Source organism: Deinococcus deserti VCD115 (genome assembly GCF_000020685.1).
Classification (GTDB): domain Bacteria; phylum Deinococcota; class Deinococci; order Deinococcales; family Deinococcaceae; genus Deinococcus; species Deinococcus deserti.
On the sequence record NC_012528.1, the window covers coordinates 139,856 to 159,137 of the forward strand.

The following is a 19,282-nucleotide window of genomic DNA, read 5'->3' on the forward strand; positions in this document are numbered from 1 at the left end:
TTCATTGATTACTGCGGTGTTGCGCGGATTTTGGCGTTCTCCTGAACGTGGAGGGAACACTCGTATTTCATGCCGCACTCTCGGCGCCTGGCTTATCTCCTCTCTACTCTGTCGTGAAGGAGCACAACCATGAAGATCCAACGCGTAGGAACCCAACCCTCGACCACAGGCCCAGCCGACTGGTTTACCGGGGCGGTCCGCATCGATGGGCTGTTTCCGGCCCATGAGCCCGCCCGCGCGGCGGGCAACGCCGTCACCTTTGAGCCTGGCGCCCGCACGGCCTGGCATACCCATCCTCTCGGTCAGACGCTGATTGTCACGGCTGGCGTGGGACGCGTGCAGCGTGAGGGCGGCCCCGTCGAGGAGATCCGCCCGGGGGATGTCGTCTGGTGTGAGCCTGGCGAGAAGCACTGGCACGGGGCTGCACCCACCACCGCCATGACGCACATTGCTCTCCAGGAGGCGCTGGACGGTAAATCCGTCGAGTGGCTGGAGCACGTCACCGATGAGCAGTACCAGGCTGGTGAAGCAGGATGACTGGTGCAAGCACTGCATCGACATCGACCCTCCTATGCGCCAGATCATTCGGCGTTTTCTGACTCGTTCCACTCGCGTGCTCCACCTGTGACGCGTCAAGGGGAAGGACATGTCACCGCACCCCAGGAGAAATGTGTCCTGGTCATACGTCTCCTGGGTGGTGCGCCTTTCACGGTGAGGGTGCGCTTGTGAAGTACGCGAGCAGGGGAGACATCTGGAGACCCTTGGCGAACGCATGAATTCGGAAGAGGCATGGCTCACCTGGTCGGGCGCTGACGCTGATGTGCTGCCAGAGGAGAGGCCATCTTTGTGAGTAAATGCGAGAATGTACATGCGGTGCCTGCGTCCCACCCTACTCCTTTCCCCCTTCTCGCTCCACCCTCCGCTTTCTTTCCCCGTCCTGACGCTTCCCGACTCCAGCGCGTGTGCTCACGCACGAGCCAGAGCTCATGAATCCCCACCTGAAATCAGTCAGTCGTGAGCGAGATTCCTGAACCACCGTGAAGCAGTACCAGTCCAGGAAGCGTTCCGAGGCCTTGCTGAAGTGGTTGTCCCAGCCCCAGCTCCCAGCCTGAGCGCACGTGCATTCCCGCATCCTCGCGGAATTGACCGATCTAAGACCAATCGACCGTTCACGCGGATGGAGCACAGACCGTCCCGGGGGCTACGCCTTTTCACGGCCAACCTCTTTCGTCCTGCCGGGAGGTCGTCAGCTCGGCCGTACGCCCGACGAGTGGTGCAAATGGTTGCCCTGACGCGCCGAGGTTTGAAATTGATCGCCTGCGAGCCTCTGTGAACTGCCAGCCGTTATGCTGCGATGCTGGCTGATGTGAGGGTGTCATGATGCCTTATGCCGCCCATGAACGTCAGCCAGGCCAAGCGCCATGTAGAAGAAGCTCTCAACCACACTGATCTGCCCGCACACGCTGAACTTCACGTGCAGACGAGCCAGAATCCCGGCCGCCTGGTGCTGACCATGATCGTCAGGAACCCTGGGGTCACGACAGGAGGGAATTTTATCGTTTCGGAAGAGGCTATTCAGGACTACGGAGCGCAGGCAGTAGAAGATGCATTTCAGCGCGTGCTGACGGCCATCACCAACGGGAATCTCCTGGTACTGGTCGGTGACCCTGCCGACCTGGCCGTCCTGACCTCGCACGGATGGAGTGACGGTCACCCTGCACCCTACGCCGCACACTGAAACAAAAGCAGCAACACCAGAACGCCCCGCCGTGCTGACCGAGCGTGTTCTTGTGCTCAGGTTGTCGTCACGGAAGAGAGCAGATTGATGTCTCAGGCTGTGCCAGTTCGCAGGAGCCCTGGGTATCGTTCGTACGTTTTTGAGCGTTAGCACCTGCTTACCTGCTTATAGCGGCTGGATGATGTTTTTCGGCGCTTCTGCATGGGCAGATGCAACTGGTTCGGCTGGTGCTGTGGGGGAGAACAGCTGTGGATAGAGCCTCATGGGGGTTGTCCGACCTGCCTTCTTGCGTAGATGCAGGAACGAGACGAGTCGTGCGATACCGCTAGTTTTTGGGGGAAGCCACCTGTTCCCCTCAAGTCATGAGGCAGTCTGAGACGCAGGAGGCGGAGAAGCAGGAACGAATACAGGCGGCTGCACAACGTGTTGTCTCTGGTGAACTCTCGTGTACTCGGGCAGCAGACCTTGTCGGGATTTGGACCTGGCAGGTGTGGGATGTGGTTGACCGTATGATTCACGACTACGATGGCGCGGACTCTGAGGCCTTTCCTGGAGAAGAGAGTCAAGAAGCCGATAAATCGCGTCGGGATGGTTGACAGCATTCTGGTGTTCTCTTACCTCGCTCCCTTCCTGGTTCACTGTGCTCACGCTTGAGCATGCTGAACTCCCCAGCCTCGTTTGGCGTGGTGCAGTCTGCAGACCTCTCAGGCATAGGCATGTGCCTGTGCTGCCTGGAAGCCCGTGATCTGATCCGGATGGAATGTGCGTGAGCTGTAGTTGGTCATTCGCTTTAACGCCTCTGAACAAAAAAACCCCACCCGCCAGCCGCAAAGGCCAGGAGGTGGGGCTTCCCGCAGGGCGCCCCTCTCGGAACGTCTGGTCAAAGGTTATGAGACACCCGGGTCATCCGGTAGTCGCTGATAGTTCAGTCCAGTCTTCGACGATCCTTCAGTTCGGTGGACGACACTTCATCAAAACTGGGAGACAGTTCATTCGCAATTCTCCGCTGGAGGCTGGTGCGTCATCCTGATCTGACTGTTGCGTGGCTGATGGCGTCCCGGCCGCAGTGCCGGGACGCGCGCATTCGCATCAGGCTGTAGCCAAGGGCGGTCCCAATCTCTGCGAGAAGGACAGGGCGGCATCCAGCACGTTTTTGAGGGCACTCATTTCCCGGGGTGCGTCGAGGTAGGCCGCATACAGGCCATCGACTTCAGGCAGCAGGTCTCCCCGGTGGGCTTCCAAGGCGAAGACTCTGGCTTCTGCTACAGCACGTAGCGCCGCCTGGCGCATCGCTTCAAGGTCGCTCATCTCAACAGGAAATCGAGAGCGCCTGATAACCCTCTGACCAAAGAAAGAAGACTACGAGTCAAGCGCCGTGTTCAGCGCACACAACGGCACAGAGAGGTGCTGGTCCACCTCCAGGTGATCAATCAACACGCATTCTCAAATCATCCTGGAGACCTGCAGCCTGATCTGGATGGTACGTGTGCGCGACGGTCTCTTCAAGCTGCTCGAGCGGGATGCTTGAGCGTGGAATGACGGAACTGCGGGGAAATGGCACGAGTGCCTCCAGGCGGTGTTCCTCGCTTGCCGGAGTTCTAGGGCTACCGGGATAACCGCATCACGGTGTACTCCCCCAGATCAAGGGGCTTGTCCCAGCGCACAGGCCACGCGTAGTACCACCTCCCAGCGATGCTGACTCCCAGAGGCTTGCGGTAAGGGGGACGGAGCGTGACCTCCGTAATGTCCAGCAACCAGCGCGTTTCCATGGCGACGAGTCCCTGGACCGTCACGTCGCGTCCTTGCTCGAGGGTGGCCTGCTGGAATTCTTCCGGGGTCAGGATGGAGAAGTCGAATGGTGTGGTTATTCTCATGTCGTGCAGGACTGCGGTGTGTCCGTCATAGGACGCTGCGCTCTAGCAGGGGATGTCGATAATGCCTACGCGCGGGAACGTTTTCGAGGTTATGGGGTACACCGTGCGTGTCATGGGGTTGAGGGTACGCCAGGGAAGCGTGAGCACTTGCTCACGCTGGGTCCGGAGCGGGGTGTGTGGGACAGGCCAGGGGCGCAGAATGCGACGAAGTAGACGGGCGCTAGTATATTCCCTCGTGTACCGAAGGCAGCGAAAGACTCGATATTCAGTATCTGATGAGCGTCCTGTCCAAAGTCAACCCCGAGTAGAGTGAGTCGGAAGACGCCGAATGGTATTTGCTGAGATGTAGGCGCACACTGAAAGTGGAGGCGCTGTATGCGTCGCGGTCCGACATCCGCCGTCGTGGCGCTCACCGAACATGAACGTACCCTGCTCACTGACCTCGTTCGCAGGCGTAAGACCCCACGAGCGTTGCTGATACTGAGCCTGACGCCGCCGAAGGTCAATGCCAAACGGGTCGATCCTCGCTGGAAACCTGAATATGGCGCTGCCAGGAAGTGCATCGAATCTGCATTTTCCGTGCTGGTGGGCGCTGGACTGCGCTGGGGACAGGTCAAGACGTATCTCAGCCTACGATTGAAGGTGGCCCTGAACGTCCTGGCGCACAACCTGAAGTACATCGACCTTTCCCCCTAACGGAGTCCTGCCTGTCTGGCACAAGCGAAAGACACTATTCAAGCATCAAAATCAGTCGGGAAGCACCCTTCCGTTCGATATACCGCTGGTTGGTGAAAGCAAGAGCAGGCCAGAAAGGCGTTTGCAACATCAGGCAGACTTGCGGCGAAGATCGAAAAGCCAGGCACATGGATACACAGCAGCTCATCCGAGCCTAGAACGACGCTGGACATCCCATCCGCCTCATCGAGGTACGTCAGACAGTCGATCCAGGCATCCATGTTGCGGCCGTAGAAATCAGGGAAGCCAAAGGCTTGCATGGAGACGTCATGGAACGTTTCCCAGTCCCGAATACGCGAAGTGTCCAACGTCCCTTTAGCCATGACACCATTTTGGCCCGACATTCGTGTAGGTGCCGCACAATCTCACGCTGGGGTCAACCCCTATTCGCGGTGAATAAGGTTCGCTACCGACTGACACTCCGACAGCCAGATGTTCGCGACAGCGTCCAAAAAACTGTTTGTAGTCTTCTGACTCGCTCCACTAGGTTTATCAGATCGGGAAGCCAGCGCGCCGCAGGCCACCAAAAGCCGTTGAAAACGGTTGTTCAACCGGCGCTTCTGAAGCCCAGCTGAACATTTCAACCGAACTGACGCGTATACCCTCCGAAACAACATCTATCAGCACTTCCGGCACCCACACCAGCAGCTGCGCCACGCCTCCCTCAACGTCAGCAGCCTTCTCAAACCACCCTGCCGGATCGCCAGTAAATGCATCAAGGGCTGGCGCATAGTGGACCCAGCTGTCCCACGGTGGCATATCCGAATCAACGTCGAAAAACCCAGCACTCGCGAGCCCACAAGCGCCCTCATTGAGCGTGTTGCTGGGATCGTCGCACAACAAAAACCTGCCCTATGGCAAGTTCCTCAGTGTGTCATCTGGCTTCCAGCCACGTTCGCGTAGAAGTTGACTGCGACGTATCGCCATCCCTTCAACAGTTCGACGCCGGTGAGCTACCGTTGCAGCACTTCTGAAGTTCCTCAACGCCCTCTCCATGTTCGGCCAGAGTGCCGATGCGTTCCACTCCGCCCACGGAACCAAGCCACCCGTCTCTGCCAGATAGACCTTGTACGTGCGTGGTATGGTTTCGCCTCTCAGCTCACTTGGAACGCGAACGACCGGAGGCTCGTCAGGCAAGGGCTGCCAGGGATCGCTGAGAAACTCAAGCTCATCCGCCAATGGCGGATCGCCGTACCAGAAAGCAATATCCCGACCAGGACGGAGCTCAGTACTGCGTAGGCACGAGGCAACGTCATTCGTCTGAACGCGCGGTGCGCACCAGGCCATAGTTTCGAGTGCCCGCCTGACGAGATCCATCCGTCAAGCTTACTTTGAAGTCGTGCTGTTCAGACCGCCCGTCAACCGATATTGACTGCTACGGTCAGCGAACCACAAGATGAGCAAGAAACAGCACACAGAGCAGGCCTTCAAGGACTATTCCGCCATAATTTTTGGAATCGAAACTTCGGTCAATGACGACAGAGACGACCCGTGCAAGGGCTGCGCCACCCCAAGCAAGGCCTACCATGAGCCAGGCTTGGGGCGAAGCGATGATCAAACTGGCAAGGCCAAGAACAAAGAATAAGCCACCATACGTGGCTCGCACTTCAGAGACGCCGCGCAGACCATTCGGCAGGATGCCTACAAACGCGGCGGCAGTGTGAGGCCGCACCAAACCAAACAGACCTAGCCCGACGGTAATAAGGCCTGCAATAGCGGCAAGCAAAGCAGCCAAGGTCATGGCACACAGGGCGGGTGAGTGGTAGAGATGGTGAGCAGCATAGCCGTCCTTTCGTGCGCTTCAGGCTACCAGCCTTTGGAGCGCGTTTTATCGGCAGTCTGGCGTAACGGGAACGCGGTTGCGCCCAGGATCCGTGCAGCGTCGCGAGTGTTGCATGGTCATTCTGGAGTGCCCGGTCAGTTGAAGTTCAGGATGTAGCTGGTACTCCGCCCCGCCGCTGCCGGATCCACCTTCAAGATGCCCTTACTCACCAGATCGCTCAGGTCTCGCACGGCGGTCGGTTGGGAACAGCCTGCCAGCGCCGCGTATTTACTAGACCGCAGCTTGCTGTTCAGGCCTTCGAGCATCTTGCCCAGCACCTTGATCTGACGCCCATTGAGTAGGACGTCCCGGTAGAGATCCCAGAAGGCCTGCCGGCTGCGCACCTTGTCCAGGACGCCTTCAGCCGACTGGAGCGCGGCGAACACCTGGTCGAGGAACCAGACGATCCAGCCCGTGATGTCCACCCCGCCCCGCTGCGTGTTCTCCAGCGCGTCGTAATACGCCCGCCGCTCCCGCTCGATCTGGGCCGACATGGAATAGAAGCGCTGGCTGGTTCCGTCCGCCCGCGCCAGGGCAAGGTCGGTGATGGCCCGCGCGATACGGCCGTTTCCATCGTCGAACGGGTGGATCGTCACGAACCACAGGTGGGCCACAGCAGCCCTGACGACCGGGTCAAGCTGAGCGGTGTCGAACCAGGTCAGGAACCGGTCCATCTCGTGGGGAACACGCTCTGCTGCGGGGGCCTCGAAATGGACGCGCTGCCGGTCGAGGGGGCCACTCAGAACCATCATCGGACCCTCGCGGTCGTCGCGCCACCCTCCAACGATGATCCTCCTGAGGTTGCTGCGGCCAGTGGGAAACAGCGCACTGTGCCAGCCAAAGAGCCGTTCGGCGTCCAGGGGCGCACCGAATCGCCCCGTGGCATCCAGCAGCATCTCGACGACCCCCTCGACGTGACGGGCAGCCGGGGGAAGGCCGGCCACGTCCATCCCAAGCCGCTGGGCGATGGAGGAACGCACCTGTGCGGCGTCGAGGTGTTCTCCTTCGATCTCACTGGATTTGGTGACGTCCTGGACGAGGACGGAGAGGACCGTTTCCTGCCGGATGTCGAACCCCAGGCTCGCCATGGCCGTGATCAAGGCTCCGCGCCGGAAGTGAATGTCCGCGAGCCGGACGTCAAAGGCCGAGGAGTCCCAGCGGAAGTGCGGCCATTCGGAGTTCTGATGGGCATACACGGGCAGCCTCGTACTCATGAGTCGATTATAACCGCTATTCAAATCAAACTTGATTTGAATAGGTCTGATTTTTCGAATCATGCAACGAAAAGTCAGACAGCGAGAGACGTAGCGGCGCACCGATCGCTCGGAGAGAAATGTGCACCCGCTCGGCAGACCGCAAAGGCACCAAGGCCGGCATCCGGTACATCCGGCCGCAAGAATCGAAGGCATAAGAAAGCTCAGCCTCATCGAACTGCGTTAAGGCGTACCGAAACGTTTCCTTCAGCCGGCGTTGTTGCCGGAAAGGCAGAGCGTTAAAGGAGGGGGTGACACTTTCGTTGATGAAACGCTCAAATCCCTGGATGTTGTTCAGATTGACGCGGAGCCACTTATCCTCTTCGGCGTCGGCATTGCCCCAGAGGTTGGGGAGCCGGTTACGGTTCACAAGAATGGGTCGCTGCGCCACCACGACAGCTTAAGCTTGAACACGCCCGTCCTGGGAACAGATTGAAGTCATGCGCGACCGCAACACGCAACAGTCCCCATGAGCACACGCCCTAGCTGATCGCTAACAACGGCCGCGCGTACCTCTACCGCCCTGACGACGCCCCACACCCTGCTCCCCACCTCCCGGTCACGCTGCTCCCCCGCCAGCACGTCCAATTCTTCGTCCCCGCCCTTACCGTCACGGCCAGCATGCGGCGCACGGGCGCGACGCCTTCCACGTACCTCGCGCGCTTCTCTGCCCAGGGCCAGCGTTTTGATTCACTCGCCATCCCCGCCCTCGAGGTCGCCGCGCCGATGACTCGACCCGGAAGGCGCGGGTAAATGAGCACGTCATAACCCCGCCCGCAACGACCTGGAATGTACGGTGGCTTTCGTGGATACAACGGATTCGTCGCCTGAATAATGGGTGCTGGACGGCCACACCTCGGGGTACGCTGCCCTCCATGAGTAGGGCTTCACTCGCACACCAGAGGACCACATGTCGCTCCCGATTTACCTAACAGTAAAGGGCACACTAAATAGGGTGGGATTGGGGCTCTGCGCTTCGGTGGAGTACCGCAACTCGTATTCCCCAGGTTCACTGGGAAGCGTGAGCTGCCCCGGGTTGCCGGCTGAGGTGTAGAAGTAATTCAGATAGGCGCCCACAGGTGCGCCCTTGCGGACGATGGTGACGTAGTCCCCACCATTGTTTGGTCCGGTCCAGCGCACCTGAATTGTGGATCCTGCCTTCGCCTCCCGCGGCGCGACCAGACCATAGGTGGCAGCAGACAGCCGGACCGGCACGCTGTGGAGCGTTGGGTTGGGGCTCTGCGCTTCGGTGGAGTACCGGACCTCGTAATCGCCCGGTGCCAACGGCGTGATTAAGCGTCCTGGATTGCCGTTCCTGGTGTAGAAGTAGTTGAGGTAGCTGCCGACTGGCGCGCCTTTGGGGACGATGGTCACGTAATCTCCGGGGTTGTTTGGCCCGGTCCACCGCACCTCGATCTGGCTGCCCGCCACCGCCGTGGTAGGTGCCTGCAGGCCATAGGACGCGGCCGACAGGGTTATAGGCACGCTGGCCAGCATGCGCCCGCTGATGTCGTTGTTGTACCGGATTTCGTAGTCGCCCGGCGTCAACGGCGTGATTAAGCGTCCTGGATTGCCGTTCCTGGTGTAGAAGTAGTTGAGGTAGGTGCCGACTGGCGCGCCTTTGGGGACGATGGTCACGTAATCTCCGGGGTTGTTCGGCCCGGTCCACCGCACCTCAATCTGGCTGCCCGCCGCTGCACTGCCAGGTCCCGCGAGCGACACGGAAGCCCGGCGTGCAGTGAACGGCGCACTCCGACCCACAACCCGGGTACTGCCGTCCGAATTGACCAGCATGTATCTCGCCTCAAACACGGTCTCTTCATCCTGAACGGCCAGGTCTACTTGTCCTGCGGCACCCGACACCTTTGACCAGTCCAGATAGGCGGTGTCGGGATCTTCACGCCGCGCCAGCGTCACCCAGTTGTTCGTGCCGCCCGGTGCGCCGCTGTACGTTACCGTGACCCGGCCACCCGCGACGGGTTGGGCGGGAGCAACTTGCAACTGCACGGCCTGCACGGCAGCGATATTGAAAGAAAACCGGTTAGGTCCATCCGTGGTGACCGTCAATCCAGCATACGTCTGTGTTCCATTGGTGGCCTCCACCTGGACGGAGTAGGTACCTGGCGTGAGCTCCGCACGGTACTCGCCGCCCACGGTCTGAAGCGATTCGGCCGCCGCGCCTCCTACAGTGCGGGTCATGCGGACCACCGGTCCGCTTGTCACTGGCTGTCCGCCCGAGGTTAGCGTGACGACCACTGGGACTTTCACCTGGGCGGGCGGCGCTACTGCCTGAACCGCCTGCCCGAGCGCCGAGGCGAGTTCGCCGGCGCTCCGGGTGTTGACGAAGGTGCCCACTCCCGCAAAGGAAGCCTGGGCGCGGGCGTCCAGATCAATGCCAATAACGCGCACATCAACTTCCAGCCCGCGGGACCGGAAGGCCTCCAACGCTCCTTTCACGTCGCCCTGACAGGACTCCTGCCCGTCTGTGACCAGCACAACGATCCGGCGGCCTGCTGTGGTCGGAAAGTCCTGAGCGGCCTGTTGCAGGCTGTAGACGATCGGCGTTGCTCCTTTGGGTCGCGCGCCTCGGACGGCGGCAAGCAATGCTGACCGGTCAAGCCCGCGCATGGGTAGGACCAGCTTGCTGTCCTGGCAGGCACCGGGGTCCGCTGCATTTATGGCCGCGCCGTAGAGCCGCAGGCCCACGTTGAGGTTCGGATCGTTCGGCAGACGTCCAATAAAGTCTGTCATGACGGCCTGTGCGGTGGCCATCCGCGTGTCGCCCCCAGGAAGGCGGGAAAACATGCTTCCCGAAGAATCCAGAATCAACTGGATCATGGTGGGACCGCTCTGGGCCTGACCTGCTCCGGATGCAGAGAGGAACAGGGCGAGACTTAGACGCGTCAGGAAGTGATGACGGGCGAAGCGGCGCAATGACCACATGGCGGTCCTCCTGTGGCAGCGTTGAGCGTACCCTCCAGGTCTCAGCCGAGGGCTGGGCGCTGCATGACCCCAGCTTAGTGGTGGGGACGGCCGTGGCGAAGGGTATGACCGGACCCGCCCCTGAGCAACCGGCGAGCAATCACACTCCCATTCCATCTTTTACCTTCCTTCCATTCCATCTTCTGCCTCCACCCGGCTCGCAATCAACCACGCTACTTCTCAGCTGCAGCTAGCGTGTTGGGCGGTTTTTTCCGCTTGATCTCACCTCGGCAGGCACGCGAACTGTGTCCTGCACGGCCTTCGATCGTGCGGGCAATCCGGCGACTGCGACAACGTCCTTTACCGTGAATGCCACACCGACATTCGCGTTTACCGGCTTCTATAGCCCGGTGGATAACTTTCCGGCCGTCAATGTCGTAAAGGGTGGCGCCGCGGTTCCCCTGAAGTTCAGTCCGGGCGGCGACCAGGGGATGGCGATATTCGCCGCTGGACACCCGAAGGTCAGTGCCGTCGGCTGCGCCAGCTGGGGAGCTGGGAATCTTGTAGAGGAAACCGTGGCCGCCAGCGTGAGCGGACTGAAGTACGACGCAGCGAGTGGGATGTATACCTATGTGTGGAAGACCAGCCGCGTTTCGGCAAAGACGTGCCCGAGTCTGACCTTACGTTTTGTGGACGGAATGGAGAAGGCAGCGCTCTTCGAAGCGGGAGCGGACGAATGTCAGGGATTCGGCTGACATCATCACCAGTGGCTCGGATCCGCTTGACCGGCGCGCCTCCGAGCCACTGGTGATGATTGAGGGCCCCGGACCGAACAGACCTCAGGGAAGCGGCACCGCTTGTATCCGGTTGCAACGCTGTGGAAGCCAGCCGCGCGCGTCAGACCCTCGGCATCCGCCACTTGCTTCATCAAGGTACTCACGTGTTCCGGCGCGGCGTATGCGCCCGTACAGTTATATCGGCGCGTTCCCGGCCCCCCGGACAATGCAGCGAAAACCCAGGTGTGATGTGGACGAATCCACTTCCTGTCCCTGCCGAGAAGCAGGCCGGTACCGGAAGCAGTAGTTCGGTGCGCACAGGTGTGACCCCCCTTTAATCACTCGCCGCTCACGCGTCCCGCCCGTGCCCGCGCGTGTATTCAGCGGGGTACAGCACGACTTCACGTGGCGAATCACATGCTGGGGCTGAAACGGGTCAAGGGTCCATTCCCATACGTTGCCGGTCATGTCGTGCAGGCCATACCCATTTGCCGGGTACGTACCCACCGGCGAGGTTCGTGGGAAACCGTGCGGGTCCAGGTTCTCCCAGGGGAAGCGGCCATGCCAGGTGTTCGCCATCACGCGGCCCTGGGGGCGCTCCTCGTCGCCCCAGGCGAACGTTGCGCCATGCAGACCGCCGCGCGCGGCGTACTCCCATTCCGCTTCGCCGGGCAGCATTTTGCCAGCCCACGCGGCGTACGCGAGAGCATCCTCGAAAGCGACATGCACGGCCGGGTGTGAGTCCTGCCCAGTCAGCGTGCTGTGTGGGCCTTCCGGCTGGTGCCAGCAGGCACCGGGCACGTATGCCCACCATCCGGCATGGTCATACAGCGGCACAGGCCCGGCCGGCTGCTGAAAGACCACGCTGCCCGGCACCAGGACATCGAGGGGAACGCCCGGAAACTGAGCTGGGTCAGGCGTGCGTTCCGCCAACGTCACGTATCCTGTGGCCTCTACGAAACGGCGAAATTCGGCGTTGGTCACGGGGTGCGGGTCCATCCAGAAGCCCTCAACGTGCACGTGGTGCGCGGGGCGCTCTTCCGGGTAGTGGTGGTCGGACCCCATCTGAAAGTCACCGCCGGGAATCCAAAGCATGTTTTCGCGGGCGGGACGAAGCAGCATAGGGTTCTCGTCGGGCAGGAGAGATGGACGTGCGCCGGATGGATGCGGTGGCCTACCCATCTTCCAGGGGGTACTGTCGCACGGCGCGCACGGCAAGATGCATCAGAAACACGTAGAAGGCCCCCACAGCCAGCAGCACCAACTGTCCTGGCAGGCTCCCGATGGCCGCGAGCGGTACCAGGCCAGTCAGGGCAGGGCTCCCATCCGGGCCGCGCAGCAGGTCAAGCTTGGCGATCCAGGCCATCAGCACCGCCGCGTAGATCCACAGGTAGTTGCGCCGCAACCTCCAGCCGAGCGCGTCCATGCGAGTGATGGGACTGCGCGGTTTGGCGAGTTCCGCGATCAGCAGCTGGTGCCAGCCGGCATCGACCTTGTCGCCCAGCATGGCTGGGTAGAAGAAGCGCTCCATGATCCGCACGCGGTGATGTGTGATTTCGAAGGTGCGGAAGCGGCGTGCTTCGAGGTGCAGGAAGAAGTAGTTCATGAACATCGCAAACAGGAACACCGCATGGTTGTTCTGTGAGCTGCCCAGGGCAAAAGATGAAAGGCCGGCCGTGGTGACGATCGCCCAGTTGGTGCTGGTGTCAAGTCGCGCCCGGTATGCGGTCATTTTGCCGACTTCCGCGCGGTACAGGTGAATCAGGCTGTTCGCCGAGTTCGTGGAATAGCTCGCTTCGGTGATGGGCGCCAGGCTCGTGGTGGCCGCCCCTCCGTGTGGCCTGGACAGCGGAACGGTCGGAAGCGCGAGCACTTCGTCCATGGTAGGGGGCATGCTGATCAGTGACATGGTTGTCGGCCTTTTCTGAGTTGGCGTGGGACGGCGCGCAGCCTTAGTCGTGACTGGCCGGGTCCAGCACCGGCGTTTCGGCTTCCTTGAGCGCCGCCACCACACGACGGTGCAGCGGTGAGGTTACGGCGCCCTGGAGCAGGGGGTCCTGGGTGTTGTGCATCCACGCGTGAAGGCGGGCAAGAAGGGCCTGATGCACCCTGCGGTATGACGGCTCGTCCGCAAGATTCCTGTATTCCAGGGGGTCGTTGTGCAGGTCGTACAGCTCGGTGGGTGGGTGGTAGGCCAGCATGGGGTACACCGGATTCTCAGTGTCGATGCGTGGCCGCCATGACTGCGAGGTGTTCATGAATGCCGGTGCGGCGCAGAAGTTGACGATCAGTTTGTACTGCTCGGTGCGAATGGCGCGGCGGGGATCGTAGTAATCGTGGAAGGTAATTTCCGAGAATACCTCCGTGCGCCCTGAGGGTCCGGCGCCGTCCAGCACGTTGAGGAAGCTCTGGCCCTGCACGTCGGGGGAAACGGGGAGGTCCAGCAGTTCAAGCAGGGTGGGCACGACATCAACGTTCGACAGCAGGTCCTGCTGTACGCGCCCGCCGGCCCAGCCGCGCGCGGGGTAGCGGACGAGAAACGCGATTTCCAGGCCTGGGTCATAGAGTGAGCCCTTGGCGCGTGGGAAGGCCAGGCCGTGGTCGGTTGTAAAGATCACCAGGGTGTCCTGCTCGAGGTGCAGGTCGCGCAGGGCCTGGAGCACCCGGCCGACACACGCGTCGAGGTAACGCACGGCGCCTTGCAGCTCGGCAGTTTCCGCGCGGGCGCCTGGCGTGTCGCTGAGGTACGCGGGGATGGTCAGTCCCAGGCTATCGTCCGGTTCGATGTAATCGCCGATAAAGCCGAGGTAGTCACGCTCCTCGCGAACTTTGGGCGTGAGGCGGTGCGGTTCGTAGTACCCGAGTTGCAGGTAGAAGGGGCGCTCGGCGCCCGCCTGCCGCCGAAGTACATCAAGGGCTCGTTCGGTCATGACGTCGCCAGGTGCGTCATCGTTGGCGGCTTCGCCGACGGCCTCATCGAAGCCGCAGCGCGTGGCGACCTGGGCCATGTTTTCGTGCCGGAGTTCGTGGTGCACACCGACCAGCGCAGTGTGATAGCCGGCAGCGCGCAGGATCTGGGCCAGGTGCTGCTCGCCGGCGTGCAGGTCCCAGGCAAAATGGGCGTGAGTAAGGCCCATCACGCCGTTGTTGTGCGGGTAGCGGCCGGTGAACAGCGCCGCGCGAGAGGGACTGCACTGCGGGGCAACGCAGAACATCCGGTCGAATTTCACGCCGTCCGAGGCGAGGCCGTCGATGTGGGGGGTGTGTACGGTGGGAATACCGTAGCAGCCGAGAAACGTGCCGAGGTCATGGCAGTTGATCAGGAGGATATTAGGACGAGGGTTCATGCCAGGGTCTCCAAGGGTACCGGCTCAGCCTTTGACGGCGCCGAGGGTCAGGCCACGCACGATGTGCCGCTGCGCGAAAATCACAAGAATCACGGCGGGGATCGTGGCGACGGTCGCCGCAGCAGCCATTTCTCCGTAACGGATGCTGTACTCCTGCGCGAAGGCGGCAATGCCGATCGGAATGGTGGCGCTTTTTGGCGTGCTGGTGAGACTCAGGGCCAGCAGGAAGTCCTTCCAGCTGAAGATGAACGCGAGCAGCGAGGCGGCCGCGATGCCGGGACGGGTGATGGGCAGGATGATGCGCACCAGGGTCTGCATGCGGCTGCACCCGTCGATGGCGGCGGCTTCCTCGAGTTCTTTGGGCACTTCTGCGAAAAAGCTCTGCATGATAAACACCGCGAGCGGCAGGTTGATGACGGCGTGAGCGATTGCGACGGCCAGGATGGTGTCGTACAAGCCGAATTTGCGGGCGATGACGTAAAACGGGCCTGCGAAGACGACCGGCGGAATCAGATTGAGGAACAGCAGCCACCAGGTGATGCCGGTGCGTACGCCCGGGTTCCAGCGGAAACGGGTGAGGCTGTACGCGCCGAGCACACCCACGAAGGTGACGATGGCGGTACTGATCACGCCCACCATCAGGCTGTTCAGCGCAAGGCGCAGGAAGTTACTCTGGCTGGGGTTGAACAGCGCCGCGTAGTTGTCGGGCGTTGCCGTGAACACGAAGTTCATCGCGGTGATGTCCCGCAGGTACTTCAGTGACGTCAGGAGGGTGTACAGCAGTGGGCCCAGGGTGATGCACACTGCGAGCAGCAGCAGCGCGCTGCGTACCAGGCGGCCGGGGGTGAACCGGGACAGGGAGAAAGCAGCGCGGGTCATGAAGCGTCCTTTCGGCTGGTCAGACGGGTTTGCATCACGATGAACACGATGGCCACGAGTGCGGCGATCACCGCGAGCGCCGAGCCGTAGCCGACTCGTCCCTGCTGGAAGATCAGTTGCTCGATGTACAGGCCGACCACCTGACTGGAGGTGCCTGGACCCCCGCCTGTAAGGAGATAGACCTCATCGAACACTTTGAATGCCGCCACGGCGCGCAGGAGGGTAGCCATGATGATCGTCGCGGTCATCAGAGGTAACGTGACCCGGCGCAACACCTGCGCTTCGGTTGCGCCGTCCACGCGGGCGGCTTCTTTGAGTTCATCCGGGATGGATTCCACGCCGGCCAGCAGGATCAGGAACAGGAAGCTGGTCCAGTGCCACACATCGACGATCATTACGGAGAACAGCGCCAGGCTGGGGTCAGCGGTCCAGGTGGGGCCGAGGATGCCCACCTTAGCGAGCAGCTGGTTGATGACGCCGTAGTTCACGTCATACATCAAGCGCCACATGGTGCCGATGGCAATACCAGGTATAAGGATGGGCAGGACGAGCACCGGGCGGTACAGCCACGACAAGCGGCGGGATTCCGCCACAGCGAGCGCCAGAATCAGCCCGAGGATTACTTCGACGATCACGGTGACCACCACGAACAACAGCGTGTTGCGGAAGGCGGTGGTCACCACCGGGTCCTGAAGCAGTTCAGCGTAGTGTCGGCCACCTACGTTGGTCCATTGAGCGACGTTGCCTTCGAAGCGGACGTCGGACACGCTCATGACGATGAGCTGCTGGAGGGGGTAGATGGTCAGGGCAAGCAGCACCAGCACCACGGGCAGCAACGCCCAGTACTGGAAGTAACGGTCACCGCTGCCAAGCAAAGTGGCGAGCAGGGGCTTGGAGACGTGAGGCTTGGATGACCACGGTTGCTTTCCGATCATGTGGAGGATCCTCCCGGAAGGCCAACCCCCGCGTCAGCGGGGGTCGGCGGGTGACGCTCAACGCAGCGGTTTGACCTTGTAACCGGCGTCAGTGAGGATCTTGTGGATTTCGCGCGCGGCAGCGTCGAGCGTCGCGTCGGATTTCGCGCCGCCGCTGATCACCTGCGGCAGGCGGCGGTTGAGCACTTCAATAATCTGCGCGGATTCCCGCACGCGGGGTTGCGCTTTGATAAATGGTGTGCTTTGCGCCATGGCTTTCATCCACGCGAACTGCTTTTCGTCACCCAGTTCCTCGAAGACGTCCTGACGGACGGGGATGGCCCCGGCCCGCGCGTAGTTCATCTGGGCTTTCTTGCTGGTGGCCCACTCCAGGAAGTCCAGCGCAGCCTTCTTGCGGGCGGTGGGAAGGTTTTGCGGGATGCCCATCACCCAGATGCCACTCATGGTGGCGCGGCGGGTGGCGGTCGCGCCGGGCACCACAGTCGCGGCAACCTTGCCGACCACTGAAGACACTTTGGGGTCCTCGAAGCTGGGAGCGAGTGCGGAGACCATCACGCCCATCGCCAGGCGACCGCTGGACATCAGCGCGGCCATATCCGCCTGGCCGAGGTTGGCGTAGTTGCGCGGCCCGTATGTCTTTCCGAGGCGCACCCAGGTGTCGAGCGCCCTGCTCGCCACGTCCTGGCTCAGGTTCACTTCCCACTGCTTGCTGCTCGTGTCGTACTTCAGCACCGAACCCATGTAGCTGTTCAGAATGCCCTGGTAGTCGTAATCGGGCGGCGACGTGCGCGCCGCAAACCCATACATGTTTGGGGCGTCGTGCAGCACTTTTGCGGCTTTCTCCACGTCCGCCCAGGTTTTCGGCGCAGCAAGACCAGCTTTATCGAACAGATCCTTGCGGTAGTAGAGCAGCTGGATGTTGCCGTTAATGGGCAGCCCGAGTACTTCGCCTTTTTTGTTGGAATTCTTCAGGCGCGCGTCCCAACGAGTGGCGTAATCGTACTCGATGATCTGCGGGTCAAGTTTGAAGGCCGGGTCAATCTTTTTGAGCGGGGTGATCTGCCCATCGGCGTAAAAGCGCATGTACCACTGCTCATTGAGGTTGACGAGGTCGAACTCACTCTCTTTGGCCGTCACGGCGTTCTGGGTCTTTTGCAGCATGCCGGCAAAGGGAGTGACGTTCAGGTTGACCCGCCGGCCCGTTTCCTTCTGGTACTGCTCTACAAGAGCCTTGAAGCCAGGGAACCATGGGGAGTCGTTGATGAGGATGCTGATGGCCTGAGTGTTGCCCTGAGCGGTGCTGTTGGACAGGCTGAGGGTGAGCCCGGTGAGGAGGGCGGTAAGCGTGACACGGGTGCGGGTGCTGTTCATTTGAACTCCTTGGGGTGAGGGTATGGACGACGCTCAGGCCGGCGTGGGCAGGGTGGCGAGTTGCAGGGCATGGTGCGCGGCGCCAAGCGGCGCAGCAATGTCACGACTGGCGGTTGAGAAGACCAGGTTGAGGTTGCGGCCGAGGATGGGTTGCAGGTGTGTGCGGGTCTGATGAAGCAGCTGCCGGTTGAGGGATTCTCCGCCTTCGATGATGTAACCGCCCAGCACGACGTTCGTGACCTCAAAGACATTCACGGCGTTGGCGATGCCGATGGCGAGGAAACGCACCAGTTCATCCACGATGCGCTTGGCGTGCTCGTCACCCAGGTGCATGAGCTGCACGGCGTCGCTCAGGACGGCGGGATGGCCGAGCTGGTTGAGGGCGCTGTGAGGGTGCTCGTCGTGGAGTTCGCGCAGCAGCCGGCGGAAAGCGCGCGCGGAGGCGTACTCCTCCAGGCAGCCGTGGTTGCCACAGACGCAGCGCCGACCGTCCGGCACGACGGTGGTGTGACCGATCAGACCGGCGTTCCCGAACATGCCCGTGACGGGCGTGCCGGCGTTCGCAAGGCGCAGCCCGATGCCTTCGGCAACATCGAAGTATAAGAATGGCTGGTTGTGAAACACCGTATGCTGGGCTGGTTCGGCGAGGGTCAGCGCATCAATCTGGTGGATCAGGTGGACGGGGCGCTGGAGGACCGCGGCGAGTTGCTGCTGGATGGGGATGTCCTGCAAGATGTCGATGCGGGCGCTGCCGATCCACAAGCCGCGCGTCTGGTCGATGAAGCCGGTGACGGCAAGTCCGCAGGTTTGCAGGTGGGTGTCGGCAGGGATGGCAGTGTCGGCGAAGTGCTGGATGCTGCTGAGCAGGGCGTCGATAAGTTGGGGAGTCTCGAGGGTGAGGTCGACGGTCCACTGCTTGGTGGTGAGGGTGTTGCCGGCCAGGTCCATCAGGGCGGCGCGGATGACGGGAAGCTCGGCCTCAATGCCGAGGATGGTGCCAGCTTGTGCGCTGTAGCGGTAAAGGATGGGCGGGCGTCCGCCGGTTGGTTCCCCGTGGCGGTAGCGCTCGATCAGCCCTTCATGTTGCAAAGCACTGAGAACTTTCAAGATGGTGGGTTGGCTGATACCGGTGCGGCGGACAAGTTCGTCTGTGGTGACTTCTTTGGTGTTCTTGAGGACATTCAGAACGGCGTTGCGGCTGGCAGCGGATGACCGGCTGGGACGGTCATGCTGGGCCACAGGGGGATTCCCGGTGGTCACAGGTTCTCCTGAAGTGCTGAGACTTTACTAAAATGTTTTGTAAAAGTCAAACAAATTTCAGACACCAGAATGGCCGGCCCCGGCAGAGCGCACCCGCGTTCGGATGGAGGAAGCACTCGAACGGAATACTGCGGTCGTGTTCCAACGGACGAACCTGCCTCCGTCGGCGAGATCTCCTGGCGCCCGGTCATGAGTTCAACAGTCCCTCCTGCCACGCTGAAACCAGGGAAGCTGTCGCGTCAGATGGACGCCCACAATGACTCGCGGTGTGCCACAGTCGCTCATGCCAACCCGTGATCGGTCCCAGGTGAGGACGTAGCATGCCCATGAGCCCCGACTTCTTGCCCCGGACCCTGCTCCTGGTCCTGCT

The 19,282-nt window shown here is 61.5% G+C and carries 18 protein-coding genes and 1 pseudogene; 4 read left to right on the plus strand and 15 right to left on the minus strand.

Annotated features, from left to right (window positions below; genetic code table 11):
- The first annotated feature begins 129 nt into the window (after positions 1 to 129).
- Together DEIDE_RS16620 and DEIDE_RS16625 are read left to right on the plus strand one after the other, a co-directional pair.
- Complete coding sequence (locus tag DEIDE_RS16620; protein WP_012694901.1) at positions 130 to 537, plus strand: (R)-mandelonitrile lyase; 408 nt, start codon at positions 130 to 132, stop codon at positions 535 to 537.
- Between the two features lie 859 nt (positions 538 to 1,396).
- Positions 1,397 to 1,738: a hypothetical protein gene (locus DEIDE_RS16625; protein WP_162485736.1), complete on the plus strand. Its 342-nt coding sequence runs from the start codon at positions 1,397 to 1,399 to the stop codon at positions 1,736 to 1,738.
- Between the two features lie 1,089 nt (positions 1,739 to 2,827).
- Here DEIDE_RS16625 and DEIDE_RS16630 read toward each other — a convergent pair.
- Both DEIDE_RS16630 and DEIDE_RS16635 read right to left on the minus strand, forming a co-directional pair.
- The gene (locus DEIDE_RS16630) at positions 2,828 to 3,046 is read right to left on the minus strand and encodes a nucleotide exchange factor GrpE (protein WP_041228031.1); all 219 of its coding nucleotides are present in this window, start codon (positions 3,044 to 3,046) and stop codon (positions 2,828 to 2,830) included.
- Between the two features lie 296 nt (positions 3,047 to 3,342).
- Positions 3,343 to 3,612, minus strand: a complete 270-nt coding sequence (locus DEIDE_RS16635; RefSeq protein ID WP_041228033.1) for a hypothetical protein — start codon at positions 3,610 to 3,612, stop codon at positions 3,343 to 3,345.
- A 486-nt stretch (positions 3,613 to 4,098) separates the two neighbouring features.
- On the opposite strand from DEIDE_RS16635, the pseudogene DEIDE_RS16640 reads away from it, so the two are divergent.
- A pseudogene (locus DEIDE_RS16640) lies at positions 4,099 to 4,308 on the plus strand (IS982 family transposase); the annotation flags it as partial.
- A gap of 38 nt (positions 4,309 to 4,346) precedes the next feature.
- On the opposite strand, the gene DEIDE_RS18265 reads toward DEIDE_RS16640, so the two are convergent.
- The 6 genes from DEIDE_RS18265 to DEIDE_RS16670 all read right to left on the minus strand — a co-directional run bounded on the left by DEIDE_RS18265 (position 4,347) and on the right by DEIDE_RS16670 (position 10,365).
- A complete protein-coding gene (locus tag DEIDE_RS18265) occupies positions 4,347 to 4,670 on the minus strand; it encodes a barstar family protein (protein ID WP_162485737.1) in 324 nt (107 codons plus the stop codon).
- Positions 4,671 to 4,839: 169 nt separating this feature from the next.
- Positions 4,840 to 5,187, minus strand: coding sequence for a hypothetical protein (locus DEIDE_RS16650; RefSeq protein ID WP_162485738.1), 348 nt, complete (start codon positions 5,185 to 5,187; stop codon positions 4,840 to 4,842).
- A gap of 541 nt (positions 5,188 to 5,728) precedes the next feature.
- Complete coding sequence (locus DEIDE_RS18845) at positions 5,729 to 6,088, minus strand: DUF4345 family protein (RefSeq protein ID WP_012694906.1); 360 nt, start codon at positions 6,086 to 6,088, stop codon at positions 5,729 to 5,731.
- Positions 6,089 to 6,264: 176 nt separating this feature from the next.
- On the minus strand, positions 6,265 to 7,383 hold the full coding sequence (locus tag DEIDE_RS16660) for a Fic family protein (protein WP_041228039.1): 1,119 nt from the start codon (positions 7,381 to 7,383) through the stop codon (positions 6,265 to 6,267).
- 25 nt (positions 7,384 to 7,408) lie between these two features.
- The gene (locus DEIDE_RS19315; RefSeq protein WP_162485739.1) at positions 7,409 to 7,813 is read right to left on the minus strand and encodes a hypothetical protein; all 405 of its coding nucleotides are present in this window, start codon (positions 7,811 to 7,813) and stop codon (positions 7,409 to 7,411) included.
- 533 nt (positions 7,814 to 8,346) lie between these two features.
- Positions 8,347 to 10,365 carry a VWA domain-containing protein gene (locus DEIDE_RS16670; protein ID WP_041228043.1) on the minus strand — a complete coding sequence of 673 codons (2,019 nt, stop codon included), beginning with the start codon at positions 10,363 to 10,365 and terminating at the stop codon, positions 8,347 to 8,349.
- A 284-nt stretch (positions 10,366 to 10,649) separates the two neighbouring features.
- Between DEIDE_RS16670 and DEIDE_RS19425 the strand changes: the two genes are divergently transcribed.
- Complete coding sequence (locus DEIDE_RS19425; protein ID WP_193589581.1) at positions 10,650 to 11,099, plus strand: PxKF domain-containing protein; 450 nt, start codon at positions 10,650 to 10,652, stop codon at positions 11,097 to 11,099.
- A 216-nt stretch (positions 11,100 to 11,315) separates the two neighbouring features.
- On the opposite strand, the gene DEIDE_RS16680 is transcribed toward DEIDE_RS19425, so the two are convergent.
- From DEIDE_RS16680 to DEIDE_RS16710, 7 genes are all read right to left on the minus strand, one after another.
- A complete protein-coding gene (locus DEIDE_RS16680; RefSeq protein WP_012694909.1) occupies positions 11,316 to 12,242 on the minus strand; it encodes a formylglycine-generating enzyme family protein in 927 nt (308 codons plus the stop codon).
- A 52-nt stretch (positions 12,243 to 12,294) separates the two neighbouring features.
- Positions 12,295 to 13,002 (minus strand): DUF2270 domain-containing protein, encoded by a 708-nt coding sequence (locus tag DEIDE_RS16685; protein ID WP_162485769.1) that lies wholly within the window; start codon positions 13,000 to 13,002, stop codon positions 12,295 to 12,297.
- Between the two features lie 70 nt (positions 13,003 to 13,072).
- Complete coding sequence (locus tag DEIDE_RS16690; RefSeq protein ID WP_012694911.1) at positions 13,073 to 14,467, minus strand: sulfatase family protein; 1,395 nt, start codon at positions 14,465 to 14,467, stop codon at positions 13,073 to 13,075.
- 24 nt (positions 14,468 to 14,491) lie between these two features.
- The gene (locus DEIDE_RS16695; protein ID WP_012694912.1) at positions 14,492 to 15,346 is read right to left on the minus strand and encodes a carbohydrate ABC transporter permease; all 855 of its coding nucleotides are present in this window, start codon (positions 15,344 to 15,346) and stop codon (positions 14,492 to 14,494) included.
- Positions 15,343 to 16,281, minus strand: coding sequence for a carbohydrate ABC transporter permease (locus DEIDE_RS16700; protein WP_012694913.1), 939 nt, complete (start codon positions 16,279 to 16,281; stop codon positions 15,343 to 15,345). Before DEIDE_RS16700 ends, DEIDE_RS16695 begins: the two co-directional genes overlap by 4 nt.
- A 57-nt stretch (positions 16,282 to 16,338) precedes the next feature.
- Entirely contained in the window at positions 16,339 to 17,652 is a 1,314-nt protein-coding gene (locus tag DEIDE_RS16705; RefSeq protein ID WP_012694914.1) for an extracellular solute-binding protein, read from the minus strand.
- Between the two features lie 33 nt (positions 17,653 to 17,685).
- On the minus strand, positions 17,686 to 18,912 hold the full coding sequence (locus DEIDE_RS16710; RefSeq protein WP_041228046.1) for an ROK family transcriptional regulator: 1,227 nt from the start codon (positions 18,910 to 18,912) through the stop codon (positions 17,686 to 17,688).
- Between the last annotated feature and the right edge of the window lie 370 nt (positions 18,913 to 19,282).